Genomic DNA, 15,043 nt, shown 5'->3' with positions numbered 1-15,043 from the left:
AGGGGGATGTATATGAGAACGAAGAAGAGTTTTAAATATCAGTTTCAAGAAGTGTGGCAGTCAATTGGGATGTTATATCTTGTTCAGATTGGAATGCGTCTACTGGCATTGCTGATTGCGAGCAAGATTGGTGGAGAATATGTGACGATGAACGGAATGAATATGATGTCGGCGATGTTTATGCTGATCATCGGAATGTGTAGTTTTACAGAAAGCTTCCAGTTTTTATTGCAGAATGGTGTGAGCAGAAAGCAGATTCTGGCAGGAAAGATGCTTGTCTTCGCAGCCGGTGCCGGGATGTGCGGAGTGGCTGATACCTTGCTTGCTACAGTAGATCAAAAGCTGAACGGATGGGGAAATATCAAATTTGGAGGAGAAATTTTACCCTTGTTTTATCCAGAGTTTTTAGAGCAGGTATCTTCCGTTGTGAGGGCAATCGTCTCGGTAGCACTGCTGTCTGTAGTGTATGCACTTTTTGCAGGGGCGGGGTATATGGTGTCTATCATCTGGTATCGTCTGAATAAAATAGGAAGAATCATATTTGCATTTGGAGTACCGGCAGTTTTATGGCTTGTATATCCCCTCGCGGACTATTTTCTGTTTGGTGGAAGGAGCATGATCGCCATCATGAATGCGATCATGAAGTTATCCGGCCTCGCAGATGGGAATCCATTCTATGGACTGATATCCGGTGTAATAGGTCTGGTGATTCTGGCAGGTGTCAGTATATTGTTGATCAGAAAAACGGTGGTAAGACGGGAAAATTAATTTTATAGTGGGAGATCGTTCTATATTTCCTCCGGAAATCATGTTATAATGAAATACATGATTTTCGGAGGATTTTTATTTTGGAATCAGGAAGGAACAGATCAGGAGTGAGCAGAAAATCCGGAGAGGAGGAGAGGTATGAGAAAGATTTCTAAGGAAGAACTCAGACATGGAACATGGTTCCGGAAGATGATGGTGGTGACAGTATTTCTATTTATTGCGATGATCGCAGCGGGCGCGGCGATGCAGATGGCAGAGTGGGCGCTTTCTGGAGGAAACGGTCTGGCAGCATGGCTGGTAGTGTTTGGAATCTTTGCGGCAGCAGTGGCAGGGTGTAAAGCGTACTGGAAGCCGATGGTGCGATACTGCCGCAGGAAATATCTGACAGTTCCGATCGTATCGGGATTGCTGGATGGGAAAGAGATCGACCGACTTCTGGATGGAGAAGTCTTTGAGACGGTGGTGGATCTGGACCGGAACTGGGATGTCAAAGAAAGTGCGAACTGGTTTCGTGTGGCGGATTACTATATTTCCAAGCAGCTGACGATGGGAATGCAGCTGGGGAATAATGTAGGAGTAGTGAATACAGGGCGTGAAACCGGAGAACTGTCTTTACTTGGGATCGACGGGACTTTCCTGAAGGTGACTTTGCCGACGATGATCCCAAGAAGCGGCGTAGAGCAAATCTATCACTATATTCGCAGCGAGGGGAGTATCCGGACAAACTGGGTATGGAAGATTTTTGATTGTGGAGAGGAGACGCGGCATCCCGTATTGCAGCGCGTATTTGAGGAGGAATGCCGGAAGTTTCCATCGAAAACAGAGGCAGTGCTTGCATTGGGTGCAGATGCCGAGGAGTTGAAAGAGAGGGAAATTGCAGCGCTTTCCTACGAGGAAAAAGAAGATGTATACAGGTTTCAGAAAGAAGCGATGAAACTTGTCCGGACTGTGAAGATTGGAAATGCGAAGAAAAATGGATTTGTCGAACAGTACGACCGGGCATATGCATTTGAAATTTGCAGCAAGGCGCTGAAAGCATTGATCGTCAAAGAGCCGGGAAAGAAAGAGCGGAAATTTGAAATCGAAGACTGGCCGTTTCTCTATATGACGCAGCGTGTGCCGGAGTGGTATGAGATACTGGATGAACAGGGAAATGTTGTGTTTGGAAAGAAGTAAGAGGTGAATGATGTCGTTACAATTTATTTTTGGAAATTCTGGATCCGGGAAATCCAGATATCTGTATGAACAGGTTATTGCAGGAGCATGCGAAAATCCAAATCGGAATTACATTGTGCTTGTGCCGGAGCAGTTTACGATGCAGACACAGAAAGAATTAGTCAGACTGCATCCGCGGCATGGAATCATGAATATTGATGTATTAAGCTTTGGACGGCTGGCGCATCGCATTTTTGAGGAGGTGGGCGGAAACAGAAGAATCGTGCTTGACGATATCGGGAAAAGCTTGCTGCTAAGGAAGGCAGCAGGGGATATGGAAGGAGAATTAAAGGTACTGGGGAGCAATATCCGGCGTCTTGGATACATCAGTGAAGTGAAATCGGTGATCTCAGAATTCACACAGTATGATGTTGGCGCAGAGGAACTGGAGCGTGTAATGGAAAGTGGAGAGATCGGCCCGCAGCTTTACTGGAAGCTTCACGATATCCAGAAACTTCAGGAAAAATTCGGAGAGTATCTGCAGGGAAAATATATTACCGGAGAAGAATTGCTGGATGTCTTTAGTGCGGTCGTGCAGCAGTCAGAGATTTTAAAAGACAGTGTGGTTGTACTTGACGGATTCACCGGATTTACACCGGTACAGAACCGGGTGCTTGGACAGCTTTTAAAAATTTGCCGGAAAGTAACCGTTACTGTGACGATAGATCAGAGGGAGGATCCTTACCAGTTGAAGCATAAGTATCAGTTGTTTACTCTGAGTAAGCAGATGGTTACCGGATTGGTGCACATTGCGGCGGAGGAAAACATTGAGGTAGAGCCTCCTGTGCAGTTGTATGGAAACCGGGGAGAAGTTCCTGTTAGATTCCGGGAAAATCCGCCGCTTGCTTTTTTAGAGCAGAACTTGTTCCGCTATACGAAGCGGGTGTATGACAACAAGCAGGATATGCTGTCGCTTCATGCGGTCAAAAATCCAAAGGAAGAGTCGGTGTTCGTTGTCTCAGAGATTCTCAGGCTGGTGCGGACAAAGGGGTACCGCTACCGGGATATGGCTGTGATTGTCAGTGATATGGAAACTTATGCGGAATATATGGAGAGAGCATTTCGGATTTGTGGGGTTCCATTTTTTATGGATCACAAACGAAGTGTGCTGCTCAATTCCTTTGTGGAATACTTGAGAAGTCTTTTGGCGATGATCGACGAAAACTTTTCCTATGAGAGTACGTTCCGTTTTCTGAGGACAAATCTGACCGGTTTTACACGGGAAGAGGTGGACGATGTGGAAAACTATGTGGTGGCACTCGGCATTCGTGGATATAAGAAGTGGAAAGAGATGTGGGTAAGGCAAAGTCCGCATGCAGACGCTGAGGACATGCTTCGTTGGAATGCATTCCGGCAGAAATTTATAGAGAAGTTAGAAAGACTCACAGAGGTATTGAAGCGCCGGAAAAAGACGGTGCGGGAAGTGACGGAGGCAATTTATGCATTTCTCGTTCAGGAAGAGATGCAGAAGAAGATCGGCATATATGAAGTGCAGTTTCAGGAGCGGGGACAGTTGGTACTTGCAAAGGAATATGCCCAGATTTACCGGATTGTACTGGAGCTGTTTGACAAGTTTACAGAACTGCTTGGGGAAGAGCAGATTTCTCTCGGGGAATACAGAGAACTTCTCGATGCAGGGCTTCAGGAGGCAAAGGTCGGTGTGGTTCCTCCGGGAATCGATCAGGTGGTCGTTGGAGATATCGAGCGTACAAGGCTTCAGGATGTGAAAGTTTTATTTTTGGCAGGAGTAAATGACACCTGGCTTCCGGGAAAGCAGGGAGCAGGAGGACTGTTGTCCGAGTATGACCGGGAGAGATTTCAGGAGCAGAAGGTGGCACTGGCACCGGGGGCGAAGGAGCAGGCTTACATTCAGAAATTTTATCTGTATCTGCATCTGACAAAACCATCTGAGTATCTGTATTTGACTTTTTCTAAAATCTCCTCGGAAGGGAAAAGTCTGCGTCCTGCCTATCTGATCGCAGATCTAAAAAGGATGTATCCAGAACTTTTGGTGGAAGAGGAGGAAGACAGGCCATTCTGGGAAAAGGAACTGACACCGGAGACGGCACTTCCGTATCTTGTGGAAGGGCTGCAGGTGCGAAGTGAGACATTTGGAGGAGCATGGAAGGAGCTATATACTTGGTATCGGAAGCACCCTAAGTGGCATGTACAGATGGAGCAATTGCTTGCGGCAAACCATCTGAAACGTCCGCACGATCAGTTATCGGAAGAGGTGGCTAGAAAGCTTTATGGCACGATCTTAGAGAACAGCGTGACAAGATTAGAAAAATTCTCTGCCTGTGCTTATGCGCATTTCCTTACTTATGGGATGAAGTTGGAAGAGCGTGCAGTCTATGGATTTAAACCGGTAGATCTTGGGAATATTTTCCACAGTGCGATGGAACAGTTTTCGAAAAAATTAGAAGAGCACCAAGTGACATGGACGACAGTTTCTGAGGAATTGCGGGAACAACTCATCGAGGAAAGTGTGGAGGCAGGTGTCACAAACTATGGAAATGCAGTGTTATATAGTTCTTCCAGAAATGAATATGTGATCACGCGTATGAAACGTCTGCTTAGAAGAACGGTATGGGCGTTGACTAAGCAACTGGAGAAGGGAGATTTTGTGCCGGCGGGATATGAGATCAGCTTTGGGAATTTGGCACATTTGGAGTCGGTTAATTTGTCACTGTCAGAGCATGCACGGATGCGGCTGAGAGGAAAGATTGACCGTGTAGATCTGTATGAGGATGAGGAGCATGTCTATGTCAAAGTCATTGATTATAAAACTGGGGCAAAAGCATTTCAGTTAGGAGAAATGTATCATGGATTGCAGCTACAGTTGATTGTCTATTTGAACGCGGTGATGGAGATGGAAGAGCAGAAATATCCGGAGAAGGAGATTGTTCCGGCAGGAATTTTCTACTATCAGATGAAAGATCCGTTTGTGGAAAAGGAAGTTAGAGAAAATCTTGGGGAGAAGGCAGTTTTGAAAGAATTAAAACCAGATGGCATCGTCAATTCCTCAGAGGAAGTCATCACCCATTTGGATCGTTCTTTTTCGGGGAACTCGGATGTGATCCCGGTTGGAAGAAATAAGGATCAGAGCCTCTCAAAGACGTCAAAAGTGTTGAGCGGAAGAGGATTTAACATTTTGTCAGAATATACAGATCAGATTTTAAATCGGATCGGACAGCGGATTTTAGATGGGGAAGCAGAGATCCTTCCATATGAACTGGGAGGAAAGACTGGGTGTGATTACTGCCCGTATCAGGGAATCTGTGGATTTGATAAGAAAATACCGGGGTATGAGTATCGGAAACTTTCCAAATTGAAAGATGTGGAAGCATTGCAGCAAATGGAGCAAGAAGTGAAAGAGTAGATTATGAAAAAAGAAAGGGGAGAATCATCGGATGGGAGTATCTTGGACAAAGGAACAAGCGCAGGTCATCCATCTTAGAAACAGAAATATTCTTGTGTCTGCGGCGGCAGGCTCAGGAAAGACGGCGGTGCTTGTAGAGCGGATCATCACGAGACTAACAGTAGATGAGCCGCCGATTGATGTAGATCAGATGCTCGTCGTGACATTCACGGAAGCTGCGGCGGCAGAGATGAAAGAACGTATTCGGGATGCGATTGAGAAAAAATTGGAGGAGCAGCCGGAAAACGTCCATTTGCAGCGACAGGCGACACTGATCCACAATGCACAGGTGACGACAATCCACAGCTTTTGTCTTTCGGTCATCCGGGACTATTTTCATATGATCAATCTGGATCCGGGATTTCGGATTGCGGATGAGGGAGAATTGAAGCTGCTTCGGCAGGATGTGCTGGAAGAAGTTTTGGAGAACTGTTATACAGCCGGTGAGCAATCTTTTTTGGATTGCATCGAAAGTTTTGCAGCAGGAAGGGACGACAAGAAGATCGAGGAGATTATTTTGCAGTTGTATGAATTTTCTCGAAGCAATCCGGAGCCGGAAAAGTGGCTCCGTCAGTGTGTGAAATCCTATGAAGTAGATACGATGGAAGCATTTGAGGCTTCGGAAGGAGCTGTTTATGCGAAAGAGAGTTTGAGAAAAGCGTTGGAAGAAACAATGGCACTTCTGGAGGAAGGGATAAGACAGTGCCAGAAGCCGGACGGCCCTTATATGTATGCCGATGCACTCAAGGAGGATCGCGAGAGGATTCAAAAGCTGCTGGCGCAGACAACGATGCGGGGAATGTATGACTTGTTTGCAGACTGGAAGTGGAAGCGATTTGCAGCGAACAAAGACAAAAGTGTATCGGAAGAACTCACTGCCTCGGTAAAGAATATCAGAGAAGAAGTGAAAGACATTGTGGGAGCGCTTAAGGATCAGTTTTTCTATGAAGCACCGGAGGAATTGTGGAAAGATATGGTGGAAGCAGGGAAAACGATGTCTGTACTTGCAGGGTTGGTACAGTTCTTTGCAGATGCATTCGAGGAAAAGAAACGGAGTAAACACCTGATTGATTTTTCGGATATGGAGCAATATGCACTTCGCATTCTGACAGAAAAGACAGAGGAGGGACTCATCCCTTCTGAGGCCGCGAAAGATTATCAGAAAAAATTTGCGGAAGTTATGATTGATGAGTACCAGGACAGCAATCTGATCCAGGAGGCGATTCTCACAAGTGTCTCTACGGTGTCAGAAGGCAACTATAACGTGTTTATGGTGGGAGATGTCAAACAGAGTATTTACCGTTTCCGTCTTTCCAGACCGGAACTGTTTATGGAAAAATTTAACACATATAGTATAGAAGAAAGTCAAAAACAGCGGATCGATCTCCATAAAAATTTCCGAAGTAGAAGAGAGGTGCTGGACAGCACCAATTTCGTATTCGAGCAGATTATGACAAAAGAACTAGGAGAAATTACATACGATGAGAAAGCTGCATTGTATGTGGGAGCAGACTACGAGGAGAAGCCGGGAATGGAGACGGAGGTACTGCTGGTCAATACGGCGGAGGATTTTTCCGAACAAACCGAAGTAAGGGAAGCATCTGACCGGGAGCTTGAGGCGCGTGCAATTGCGGCAAGGATCAAGCAGCTTGTGGGAGCACACCCGGTATTTGATAAAAAAAGCGGGGCATATCGTCCGGCAAAATACAGCGATATTGTCATTCTTACGAGAAGTTTGAAAGGATGGACAGATGTCTTTACGGAAGTGCTGAACCGGGAAGGAATTCCAACCTTTACTGGATCGAAAGAGGGGTATTTTGAGACGAGAGAAATTCGTCTGTTGTTAGATTATCTTCGTGTGCTGGATAATCCGCGGCAGGATCTTCCGCTTGCAGCTGTGTTAAAATCAATGTTTGCAGGACTTTCCAGTGAAGAGTTTGCCAAGATCAAATGCGAGGAAAAGGAAGTACCTTTTTATCAGGCGGTGCAGGATTACCGGCGGATGGGGGACGACAGAGCGATCCAAGAAAAATTAGACAGGTGTTATGAGAAGATGGAGGACTTCCGGGAGAGGCTCCCGTATACGGCCATCCACGAACTGCTCTGGCAGATTCTAGATGAAACTGGCTATGGAAATTATGTGGCGGCGATGCCAGGAGGCGGGCAGCGGGCGGCGAATCTGGAGATGCTTGTGGAGAAGGCGATTGCTTTTGAAGCTACAAGTTATAAAGGGCTTTTTAATTTCGTGCGCTATATTGAACAGCTGAGGAAATATGATATTGATTATGGAGAGGCAAACATTGCCGATGAGCAGGCGGATACGGTGCGCCTGATGAGTATCCATAAAAGTAAAGGGCTGGAATTTCCAATCGTCATTGTGGCGGGAATGAGCAAGCGTTTCAATATGCAGGATACGACGGGAAGCATTGTAGTCCACCCGGAACTTGGAGTCGGGGTGGATGCAGTCGATTTGGAGTACCGGACGAAGATTCCGACGTTCCTGAAAAAAGTGATCCAGAGAAAGGTTCAGCTGGAAAATCTCGGAGAGGAACTTCGCGTACTTTATGTTGCACTTACAAGAGCAAAGGAAAAACTGATTTTAATTGGAAGCATTTCTAATCTGGAGAAAAAATTGAAAAGTTTTGCTTCCATTCAGTCCAGAGAACAAACAGCGCTTCCATTTGGAATTCTTTCGAGGGCTACATCGTATTTTGACTGGATTTTGCCGGCGCTGTTTCGGAATCAGGTGCTTGCAGATCTGCTGAATGGATATGGGATGAATGTTCCGTTTACCAATGCAATGTACCAGAAGGAGGTTCCGCTCGTTGTGGAAGAGATTTTTCCGGAACATCTTATCTTGCAGGAAACTGCGGAGGAAGTGGAGCAGGCATTGACAGAAGAGCTCTTAAGAAACTGGGATACAGCATATGTCTATGATGAGAGAATGAGAGCGCAGATTGAAGAACAGTTTTCCTATCAGTATCCATACGAAGCCATGCAGAAGATGAAATTGAAATTTACTGTGTCTGAACTGAAAAAAAGGTCAGAGCCTGAGGAAGAGGCAGGAGAAATTTTGTATGAAGAGCCCGAGATAGTTCCTTTGGTTCCAAACTTTATGCGGGAGAAAACAGAGCCGGGATACACGGGAACTTTGTCCGGGGCATCCAGGGGAACGGCATACCATAAGTTTTTGGAACTGCTGGATTTTGGAAAAAGTTATACTATTTCGCAATTGTATGCTGAGGCGGCAAAGTTCTGTGAGGAAGGGAAACTTAAGCCGGAGATGATGGAAAGTATCTACTACAAAGATATTTTAGGATTGCTGGAAAGTCCGCTTGGTCTCAGACTTCGGAAAGCCGCACAAAGTGGCTGCCTGAAAAAAGAACAGCCATTTGTACTTGGAGTTTCGGCGGATACAATTTATCCGGAACTGTTCGAGAGACAGGAAGAAGAGGAAGAACTTCTGATCGTGCAGGGGATCATAGATGTTTATTTTGAGGAGGCAGACGGAATTGTCGTCGTGGATTATAAGACAGACCGGGCAGCATCTCGGGAAGAGCTTGCAGAACGATATGAGAAACAGCTTAGCTATTATGGAGAAGTGCTGGAACGACTTACCGGAAAGAGAGTAAAGGAGAAAATTATATATTCCTTTGCGCGGAAAGAGGAGGTACAAGTATGATAGAAATCGCAATCGGTTACGTGCTTCTGATCAATTTGTTTGCGTTTTCCCTGTTTGGAATCGATAAGAGAAAGGCAGTGAAAAGGAAATGGCGCATTCCAGAAGCGACCCTTCTGACGGTGGCGGCGCTTGGAGGAGGAGCCGGGGCGCTTCTTGGAATGTATACCTTTCATCACAAGACGAGAAAACCGAAATTTTATGTTGGTGTGCCGGCATTACTTGTGGCAGAATGTTTGGTGCTATGGTATTTATGGGGAAATCGATTCTGATTTTCGATGTTATGGATGGATTGAATAATAAAGGACAGGGGCGATACAGAAGTAGTTTCTTATACAAGAGATGATTCTGTATCGCCCCTGTCTGTATGCCTGAAAATGGAGGAGGTTTCAGGCAGAAATTGGCACGACATTAAGAAAATCTTCATAAATTCTTATATATTTTTACATTGACAACAATATTATACGCTATATAATATAGATAAATAAATAGTATTAAATTTATTATCATATTATGAATCACAAATAGAAAAAGATAAAGGAGTGATGACATGGTATTTAACACAGGAGCGGCATTGTTAGATGCGATTGTGTTGGCAGTTGTATCCAGAGAAAGTCAGGGGACTTACGGATATAAAATTACACAGGATGTCAGACAAGTGTTGGAAGTATCGGAGTCTACCTTGTATCCGGTTTTGCGAAGACTCCAGAAAGATCAATGCCTGGAAGTGTACGATATGCAGTTTGACGGCAGAAACCGGCGGTACTATAAGGTGACGGATCGAGGAATGGCACAGCTGAATCTGTATCGCGAGGAATGGAAAGTGTATTCAAAGAAGATCAGTGAGATATTTGAGGGAGGTGTGACTGCATGAATCGAATAGAATTTATGTTAGAGCTGGCAGCGCTTTTGCAGGATGTGCCAGTGGAAGAGCGAACAGATGCAATGCAGTATTATAATGATTATTTTGATGCGGCAGGAGAAGAAAATGAACAAAAAGTAATTTCGGAGCTGGAAAGCCCAAAGAAAGTTGCAGAAAAGTTAAAGGCAGGCCTGGATGGCAGAAGCGATCTGGGAGGAGCCTTCACAGAAAATGGTTATCAGGATTTTCAGTTTGACAGTCGGAAAATGCCGGTATCCGGAGAGTATCCATATGAGCAGAGTCGGTCAGAAGAACGTGGTACTTATGAAAATGAGAGACACAACAGGACAGCAAAGGTGATTTTGCTCGCTGCGATTATTCTTATAGGAGCGCCGATAGTGATACCGCTTGTGATTGCAATTATCGGTGTCATCTTTGGGGTGGTGATCGGGATTGTAGCAGCAGTGGCAGGGATTGGTATGGGAACGATTGCAATTTTGATTTCCGGAATTTTTACAGCAGGTGTAGGAATTGTCCACATGTTTACGGCTGTCGGAGAAGGATTGCTAGTAAGTGGAATCGGACTTTTGCTTACCGCGGTCGGATTGCTTGGATCGATGGCGGTTCTGTGGGTGATTTTGAAGGTGGTACCATTTCTGTTTCAGGGAGCTGTAAATATTTGTAGAAAGATTTTGCAGAGAGGAGTGAGAAGATGAAAAAAGGTTGGAAAGCCGGGTGGATCATAGCAGGTGTAGTGGCAGTGACTGGAGGGATGTTTTGTATTGCGGGTGTTGCGCTTGGAGGAAGAACAGATACAATTGAATTTAACGGAGAGCATGTTTTCGACTTCTTTTCAGGGGAACTGTTTGAAGATGATCTGTCGGAGGTGGCCTCTCCGTATGGGGCTCCTGAAGAGCAGTACACAGGGAGTGAAAGAGAAAATCTTTTTACAGATGTAAAGCGGATGGAAGTTGAGATAAGTGTAGGTGAGATAATCGTAGAGGAAACAGATGGAGCAGAAATTCAAGTAACGATTCCAGAGGACTTCAGAAAAATCCAGTGTTACCAGGACGGTGAGAAACTGACGATCGAGAATACAGAGCGAAAGTCAAAACTGGGAAAGAGCGTAGAACCGGTCGTGATTGGGATTCCAAAAGGATACCGTTTGGAATCGTTTCAGTGTGAGATTGCAGCAGGTGAGTTTACTGCGGACAAGCTTCGCGGTGGTCATGTGGAAATCAGTGCGGGAGCAGGAGATGTTACGATTGAGAAAGTCGATGCAACGACAATGACTTTAGAGGCTGGTGCCGGGGAAATTGACATTATGGAGGCAGTTGTGTCAGAAGGAGAAATCGAATGTGGAATGGGAGAAATATATCTGACACTTGCAGGGGAAGAGACAGACTATGAATGTTTCACAGAGTGTGGAATGGGAAGTGTGTGGATCGGAGATGAGGAATATACGGCGCTGGGATCAGAAAAACGTATCCATCCGGGAGCAGAGAAAAAGCTTGCTATCGAATGCGGCGCCGGGGAAATTACTATTGACTTTTCTGAGCAGGAGTGAAACACTGTTCATAGGAAAATTAATTTACAGAGTGTTTTTTAAGAAAGGGGAATTTTAGAATGGAACAGAAAAGATTATACAGATCAACAAGAAATAAAATGATATGTGGAGTATGCGGAGGAATAGCAGAATATTTCAACATCGATCCGACACTTGTAAGACTTGGAGTTGTATTGCTCAGCTTGACAAGTTGGGGAACGGGAATTCTTGCCTATTTTATCTGTTCGGTCATTATTCCGGATGAGCCGAAAGAATTTTAATATGTAGAAAACTTTAGGGTGACATAAAAAGCAGCGAACAGCTGCTTTTTCCTTTTAGATCATAGAGAAGTCCATGGGAAGTGAGGAGTCTGTATAAATTAAAAAAAACAGGGAATATTTACAAATATCACAATGGATTTAATAGAATTAGGAAATTGCAGGAAAAGGGGAGAAAAAAGATGTCACGGAAAAAGGAAAAGAAGATTGTATTAAGTGAATTAGAGCCAGAAGAACGGTTGAAATATGAGATTGCAGAAGAACTCGGACTCCTCGATCAGGTGATGGAAAAAGGGTGGAAATCACTGTCGTCGAGGGAGACCGGAAGAATCGGAGGAATCGTAAAAAACCGTAGAAAAATGTTTAAAAACTGTGAACAATCTGAGGCAGGGGTTGAAAAATAAGAGATTATTTGATATAATCGTACGACTGGGAGAAGGAATTTTTTTGTGCGTAAGTATTTCTCCCGAAAGAAAAAATGCATAATAATTCTTGATTTCTACTTTCTTTTTTTGCTGTTTTGCATTAAGATATATACAGATATGTAGAAATGTAGAATTTATTAAGCGGAGGAGAAGAATATGATATCAAATCAGACACTTCAGAACACCATCGAAGGCTTGAAGGGAATTACCCGGATCGATTTGTGTGTAATGGATACAGAAGGAAAGGTACTTGCAAGTACATTTACAGATACAGAAGATTATGAAAGTGCGGTAGTGCCGTTTGTGGAATCACCGGCGGACAGTCAGGTGATCCAGGGCTACCAGTTCTTTAAGATTTTTGACGAACATCAGCTCGAATATATCTTAATGGCGAATGGTGGAAGCGAGGATGTATACATGGTCGGTAAGATCGCGGCATTCCAGATCCAGAATCTTTTGGTCGCTTACAAAGAGCGTTTTGACAAAGATAATTTCATCAAGAACCTGCTTCTTGACAACTTACTGCTTGTAGATATCTATAATCGGGCGAAAAAATTACATATTGACACGGAAGTGAGACGTGTTATTCTTATAGTTGAAACGTCCCGGGAGAAAGATACGGGGATGCTTGAGAGTGTGCGTGTACTTCTGGGCAGCAAGACAAAGGATTTTATCACAGCTGTGGATGAGAAGAACATCATCGTTGTGAAAGAGCTTGCAGCTAATGAAGGTTACAAAGAGATGGAACAAGTTGCAAAGAACATTCTGGAGATGCTTCAGTCAGAGGGCGAGGAAGATGTTCACGTTGCATACGGAACTATAGTAAATGATATCAAGGAGGTATCCAAGTCCTACAAAGAGGCGAAGCTTGCACTGGATGTAGGAAAGATCTTCTTTAATGAGAAAGATATCATTGCATACAACACACTTGGTATCGGAAGACTGATCTATCAGCTGCCGATTCCACTTTGCAAGATGTTTATCCGTGAGATTTTTGGAGGAAAATCACCGGACGATTTTGATGAGGAAACATTGACGACGATCAATAAATTCTTCGAAAACAGTCTGAATGTATCGGAGACATCAAGACAGCTATACATCCACAGAAATACACTTGTGTACAGGCTGGATAAGCTGCAAAAGAGCACAGGTTTGGATCTTCGTGTGTTTGAAGATGCGATCACATTCAAGATTGCTCTTATGGTAGTGAAATACATGAAGTACATGGAGACCTTGGAGTATTAGTGATAGGAGGACATATGATAGAATTAAAAGATGTAACGAAGGAGTATTCAAAAGGAGTTGCGGCTCTGAATGGAGTATCTGTGAAGATCGAGCAGGGCGAATTCGTGTTCATCGTAGGGGACAGTGGGTCAGGAAAATCTACTTTGATCAAGTTGATCATGAAAGAATTGGACCCGACATCCGGCACGATCATCGTGAATGGACAGAATCTGAACCGTATGAAGCACAGACATATTCCGAAGTACAGAAGAGGGCTTGGAGTTGTGTTCCAGGACTTCAGACTTTTAAAAGACAGAAATATTTATGAGAACATTGCATTTGCCCAGAGAGTTGTTGAGACTCCGACGCGTGTGATGAAGAAGAAAGTACCTGCAGCGCTTTCACTTGTAGGACTTGCTCAGAAATATAAGATGTTCCCGAAGGAACTTTCCGGTGGAGAACAGCAGCGTGTAGCAATCGCAAGAGCGATCGTCAATGAGCCGTCAATCCTTCTGGCAGACGAGCCGACAGGAAATCTTGACCCGACAAACTCATGGGAGATCATGCAGTTGCTTGAGGAAGCGAACCAAAGAGGAACAACCGTATTAGTCGTTACACATAATCAGGAAATCGTAAACGAGATGCAGAAGCGTGTAATTACGATGAAGAAAGGTGTCATTGTCAGCGACGAGAAAAAAGGTGGGTATATAAATGAGGATTAGTACAGTAGGATATACGATGAAGCAGGGAGTTAAGAATATCGGAAGAAACAAGCTGTTCTCGCTGGCATCAGTTGCAACGATGGCGGCATGTATCTTCTTATTCGGACTATTCTTTTCCGTAATTCTTAACTTTAACTACATAGTCAAGAAGGCAGAAGAAGGGGTAGCGATCACTGTATTCTTTGAGGAAAATCTGGAAGACAGCAAGGTAGAGGCAATCGGAGATGCGCTGAGAGATAGGGACGATGTCCTGAAGGTTACTTACGTTTCGGCAGATGAGGCGTGGGATACATTCAAGGATGAATATTTTGGAGAATCCAAAGATCTTGCCGAGGGATTTAAGGATGACAATCCGCTGGCAGGATCTGATAACTATGAAGTGTATATGAAAGACGTAGAGTCACAGAAAGAAGTCGTGAAATTTGCAGAAGGACTTGATGGAGTCCGCAAGGTCAATAAGTCCGATGTTGTTGCAAAGACATTGTCGAGTGTCAATAAACTGATCCTCTATGTGTCTGCGGCGATCATCTTGATTCTGCTGATTGTAACAGTATTTTTGATCAGTAACACAGTTACGATTGGTATTACGGTCCGGAAGGAAGAGATTGCGATCATGAAATACATTGGTGCCAAGGATTATTTTGTCCGTGGACCATTTATCGTTGAAGGTATTCTGATCGGTCTTGTCGGGGCAGCAATTCCGCTGGCAGGATTGTATGTCGTATATGACAAAGCAATTGATTACATTATGACCCGCTTTAGCATTCTGAATAACATTTTAGATTTCATGCCAGTGTGGGATGTGTATAAAATCTTATTGCCGACAGGTCTTCTTCTTGGAGTCGGAATCGGTTTTATCGGAAGTTTCTTTACGATCAGAAAGCATTTAAAGGTATAGGTGAA

13 protein-coding genes are annotated in these 15,043 nt (G+C 44.3%); all 13 read left to right on the top strand.

Annotated features, from left to right (window positions below):
• The first annotated feature begins 12 nt into the window (after positions 1–12).
• Complete coding sequence (locus tag EDD74_RS00275) at positions 13–768, top strand: hypothetical protein (RefSeq protein ID WP_116441188.1); 756 nt, start codon at positions 13–15, stop codon at positions 766–768.
• 138 nt (positions 769–906) lie between these two features.
• Positions 907–1,944 carry a hypothetical protein gene (locus EDD74_RS00270; RefSeq protein WP_116441189.1) on the top strand — a complete coding sequence of 346 codons (1,038 nt, stop codon included), beginning with the start codon at positions 907–909 and terminating at the stop codon, positions 1,942–1,944.
• Between the two features lie 10 nt (positions 1,945–1,954).
• The gene (gene addB / locus EDD74_RS00265; RefSeq protein WP_116441190.1) at positions 1,955–5,365 is read left to right on the top strand and encodes a helicase-exonuclease AddAB subunit AddB; all 3,411 of its coding nucleotides are present in this window, start codon (positions 1,955–1,957) and stop codon (positions 5,363–5,365) included.
• 31 nt (positions 5,366–5,396) lie between these two features.
• Positions 5,397–9,086 carry a helicase-exonuclease AddAB subunit AddA gene (addA, locus tag EDD74_RS00260; protein ID WP_116441191.1) on the top strand — a complete coding sequence of 1,230 codons (3,690 nt, stop codon included), beginning with the start codon at positions 5,397–5,399 and terminating at the stop codon, positions 9,084–9,086.
• The gene (locus tag EDD74_RS00255) at positions 9,083–9,355 is read left to right on the top strand and encodes a DUF1294 domain-containing protein (protein ID WP_009263593.1); all 273 of its coding nucleotides are present in this window, start codon (positions 9,083–9,085) and stop codon (positions 9,353–9,355) included. The genes addA and EDD74_RS00255 overlap by 4 nt, the downstream gene beginning before the upstream one ends.
• 278 nt (positions 9,356–9,633) lie before the next feature.
• On the top strand, positions 9,634–9,957 hold the full coding sequence (locus tag EDD74_RS00250; protein WP_008977377.1) for a PadR family transcriptional regulator: 324 nt from the start codon (positions 9,634–9,636) through the stop codon (positions 9,955–9,957).
• Positions 9,954–10,661, top strand: a complete 708-nt coding sequence (locus EDD74_RS00245) for a DUF1700 domain-containing protein (protein WP_009263592.1) — start codon at positions 9,954–9,956, stop codon at positions 10,659–10,661. Before EDD74_RS00250 ends, EDD74_RS00245 begins: the two co-directional genes overlap by 4 nt.
• On the top strand, positions 10,658–11,512 hold the full coding sequence (locus EDD74_RS00240; RefSeq protein WP_116441192.1) for a DUF4097 family beta strand repeat-containing protein: 855 nt from the start codon (positions 10,658–10,660) through the stop codon (positions 11,510–11,512). Before EDD74_RS00245 ends, EDD74_RS00240 begins: the two co-directional genes overlap by 4 nt.
• 59 nt (positions 11,513–11,571) lie before the next feature.
• On the top strand, positions 11,572–11,772 hold the full coding sequence (locus EDD74_RS00235; protein WP_008977374.1) for a PspC domain-containing protein: 201 nt from the start codon (positions 11,572–11,574) through the stop codon (positions 11,770–11,772).
• A gap of 179 nt (positions 11,773–11,951) precedes the next feature.
• Positions 11,952–12,173: a small, acid-soluble spore protein, alpha/beta type gene (locus EDD74_RS00230; RefSeq protein WP_008977373.1), complete on the top strand. Its 222-nt coding sequence runs from the start codon at positions 11,952–11,954 to the stop codon at positions 12,171–12,173.
• A 177-nt stretch (positions 12,174–12,350) separates the two neighbouring features.
• Positions 12,351–13,439, top strand: a complete 1,089-nt coding sequence (locus EDD74_RS00225; protein ID WP_116441193.1) for a PucR family transcriptional regulator — start codon at positions 12,351–12,353, stop codon at positions 13,437–13,439.
• Positions 13,440–13,453: 14 nt separating this feature from the next.
• Positions 13,454–14,140, top strand: a complete 687-nt coding sequence (ftsE, locus tag EDD74_RS00220; protein WP_008977371.1) for a cell division ATP-binding protein FtsE — start codon at positions 13,454–13,456, stop codon at positions 14,138–14,140.
• On the top strand, positions 14,130–15,038 hold the full coding sequence (gene ftsX, locus EDD74_RS00215; protein WP_008977370.1) for a permease-like cell division protein FtsX: 909 nt from the start codon (positions 14,130–14,132) through the stop codon (positions 15,036–15,038). Before ftsE ends, ftsX begins: the two co-directional genes overlap by 11 nt.
• Positions 15,039–15,043 lie beyond the last annotated feature (5 nt).

Source organism: Faecalimonas umbilicata (genome assembly GCF_004346095.1).
GTDB classification, from domain to species: domain Bacteria; phylum Bacillota; class Clostridia; order Lachnospirales; family Lachnospiraceae; genus Faecalimonas; species Faecalimonas umbilicata.
This window is presented reverse-complemented; position numbering and strand designations above follow the sequence as displayed.

Bases quoted from the DNA above. Each gene is read 5' to 3' on its own strand.
- EDD74_RS00275 (WP_116441188.1), top strand. From the start codon at position 13: ATGAGAACGAAGAAGAGTTTTAAATATCAGTTTCAAGAAGTGTGGCAG.
- EDD74_RS00270 (WP_116441189.1), top strand. From the start codon at position 907: ATGAGAAAGATTTCTAAGGAAGAACTCAGACATGGAACATGGTTCCGG.
- addB (WP_116441190.1), top strand. From the start codon at position 1,955: ATGTCGTTACAATTTATTTTTGGAAATTCTGGATCCGGGAAATCCAGA.
- addA (WP_116441191.1), top strand. From the start codon at position 5,397: ATGGGAGTATCTTGGACAAAGGAACAAGCGCAGGTCATCCATCTTAGA.
- EDD74_RS00255 (WP_009263593.1), top strand. From the start codon at position 9,083: ATGATAGAAATCGCAATCGGTTACGTGCTTCTGATCAATTTGTTTGCG.
- EDD74_RS00250 (WP_008977377.1), top strand. From the start codon at position 9,634: ATGGTATTTAACACAGGAGCGGCATTGTTAGATGCGATTGTGTTGGCA.
- EDD74_RS00245 (WP_009263592.1), top strand. From the start codon at position 9,954: ATGAATCGAATAGAATTTATGTTAGAGCTGGCAGCGCTTTTGCAGGAT.
- EDD74_RS00240 (WP_116441192.1), top strand. From the start codon at position 10,658: ATGAAAAAAGGTTGGAAAGCCGGGTGGATCATAGCAGGTGTAGTGGCA.
- EDD74_RS00235 (WP_008977374.1), top strand. From the start codon at position 11,572: ATGGAACAGAAAAGATTATACAGATCAACAAGAAATAAAATGATATGT.
- EDD74_RS00230 (WP_008977373.1), top strand. From the start codon at position 11,952: ATGTCACGGAAAAAGGAAAAGAAGATTGTATTAAGTGAATTAGAGCCA.
- EDD74_RS00225 (WP_116441193.1), top strand. From the start codon at position 12,351: ATGATATCAAATCAGACACTTCAGAACACCATCGAAGGCTTGAAGGGA.
- ftsE (WP_008977371.1), top strand. From the start codon at position 13,454: ATGATAGAATTAAAAGATGTAACGAAGGAGTATTCAAAAGGAGTTGCG.
- ftsX (WP_008977370.1), top strand. From the start codon at position 14,130: ATGAGGATTAGTACAGTAGGATATACGATGAAGCAGGGAGTTAAGAAT.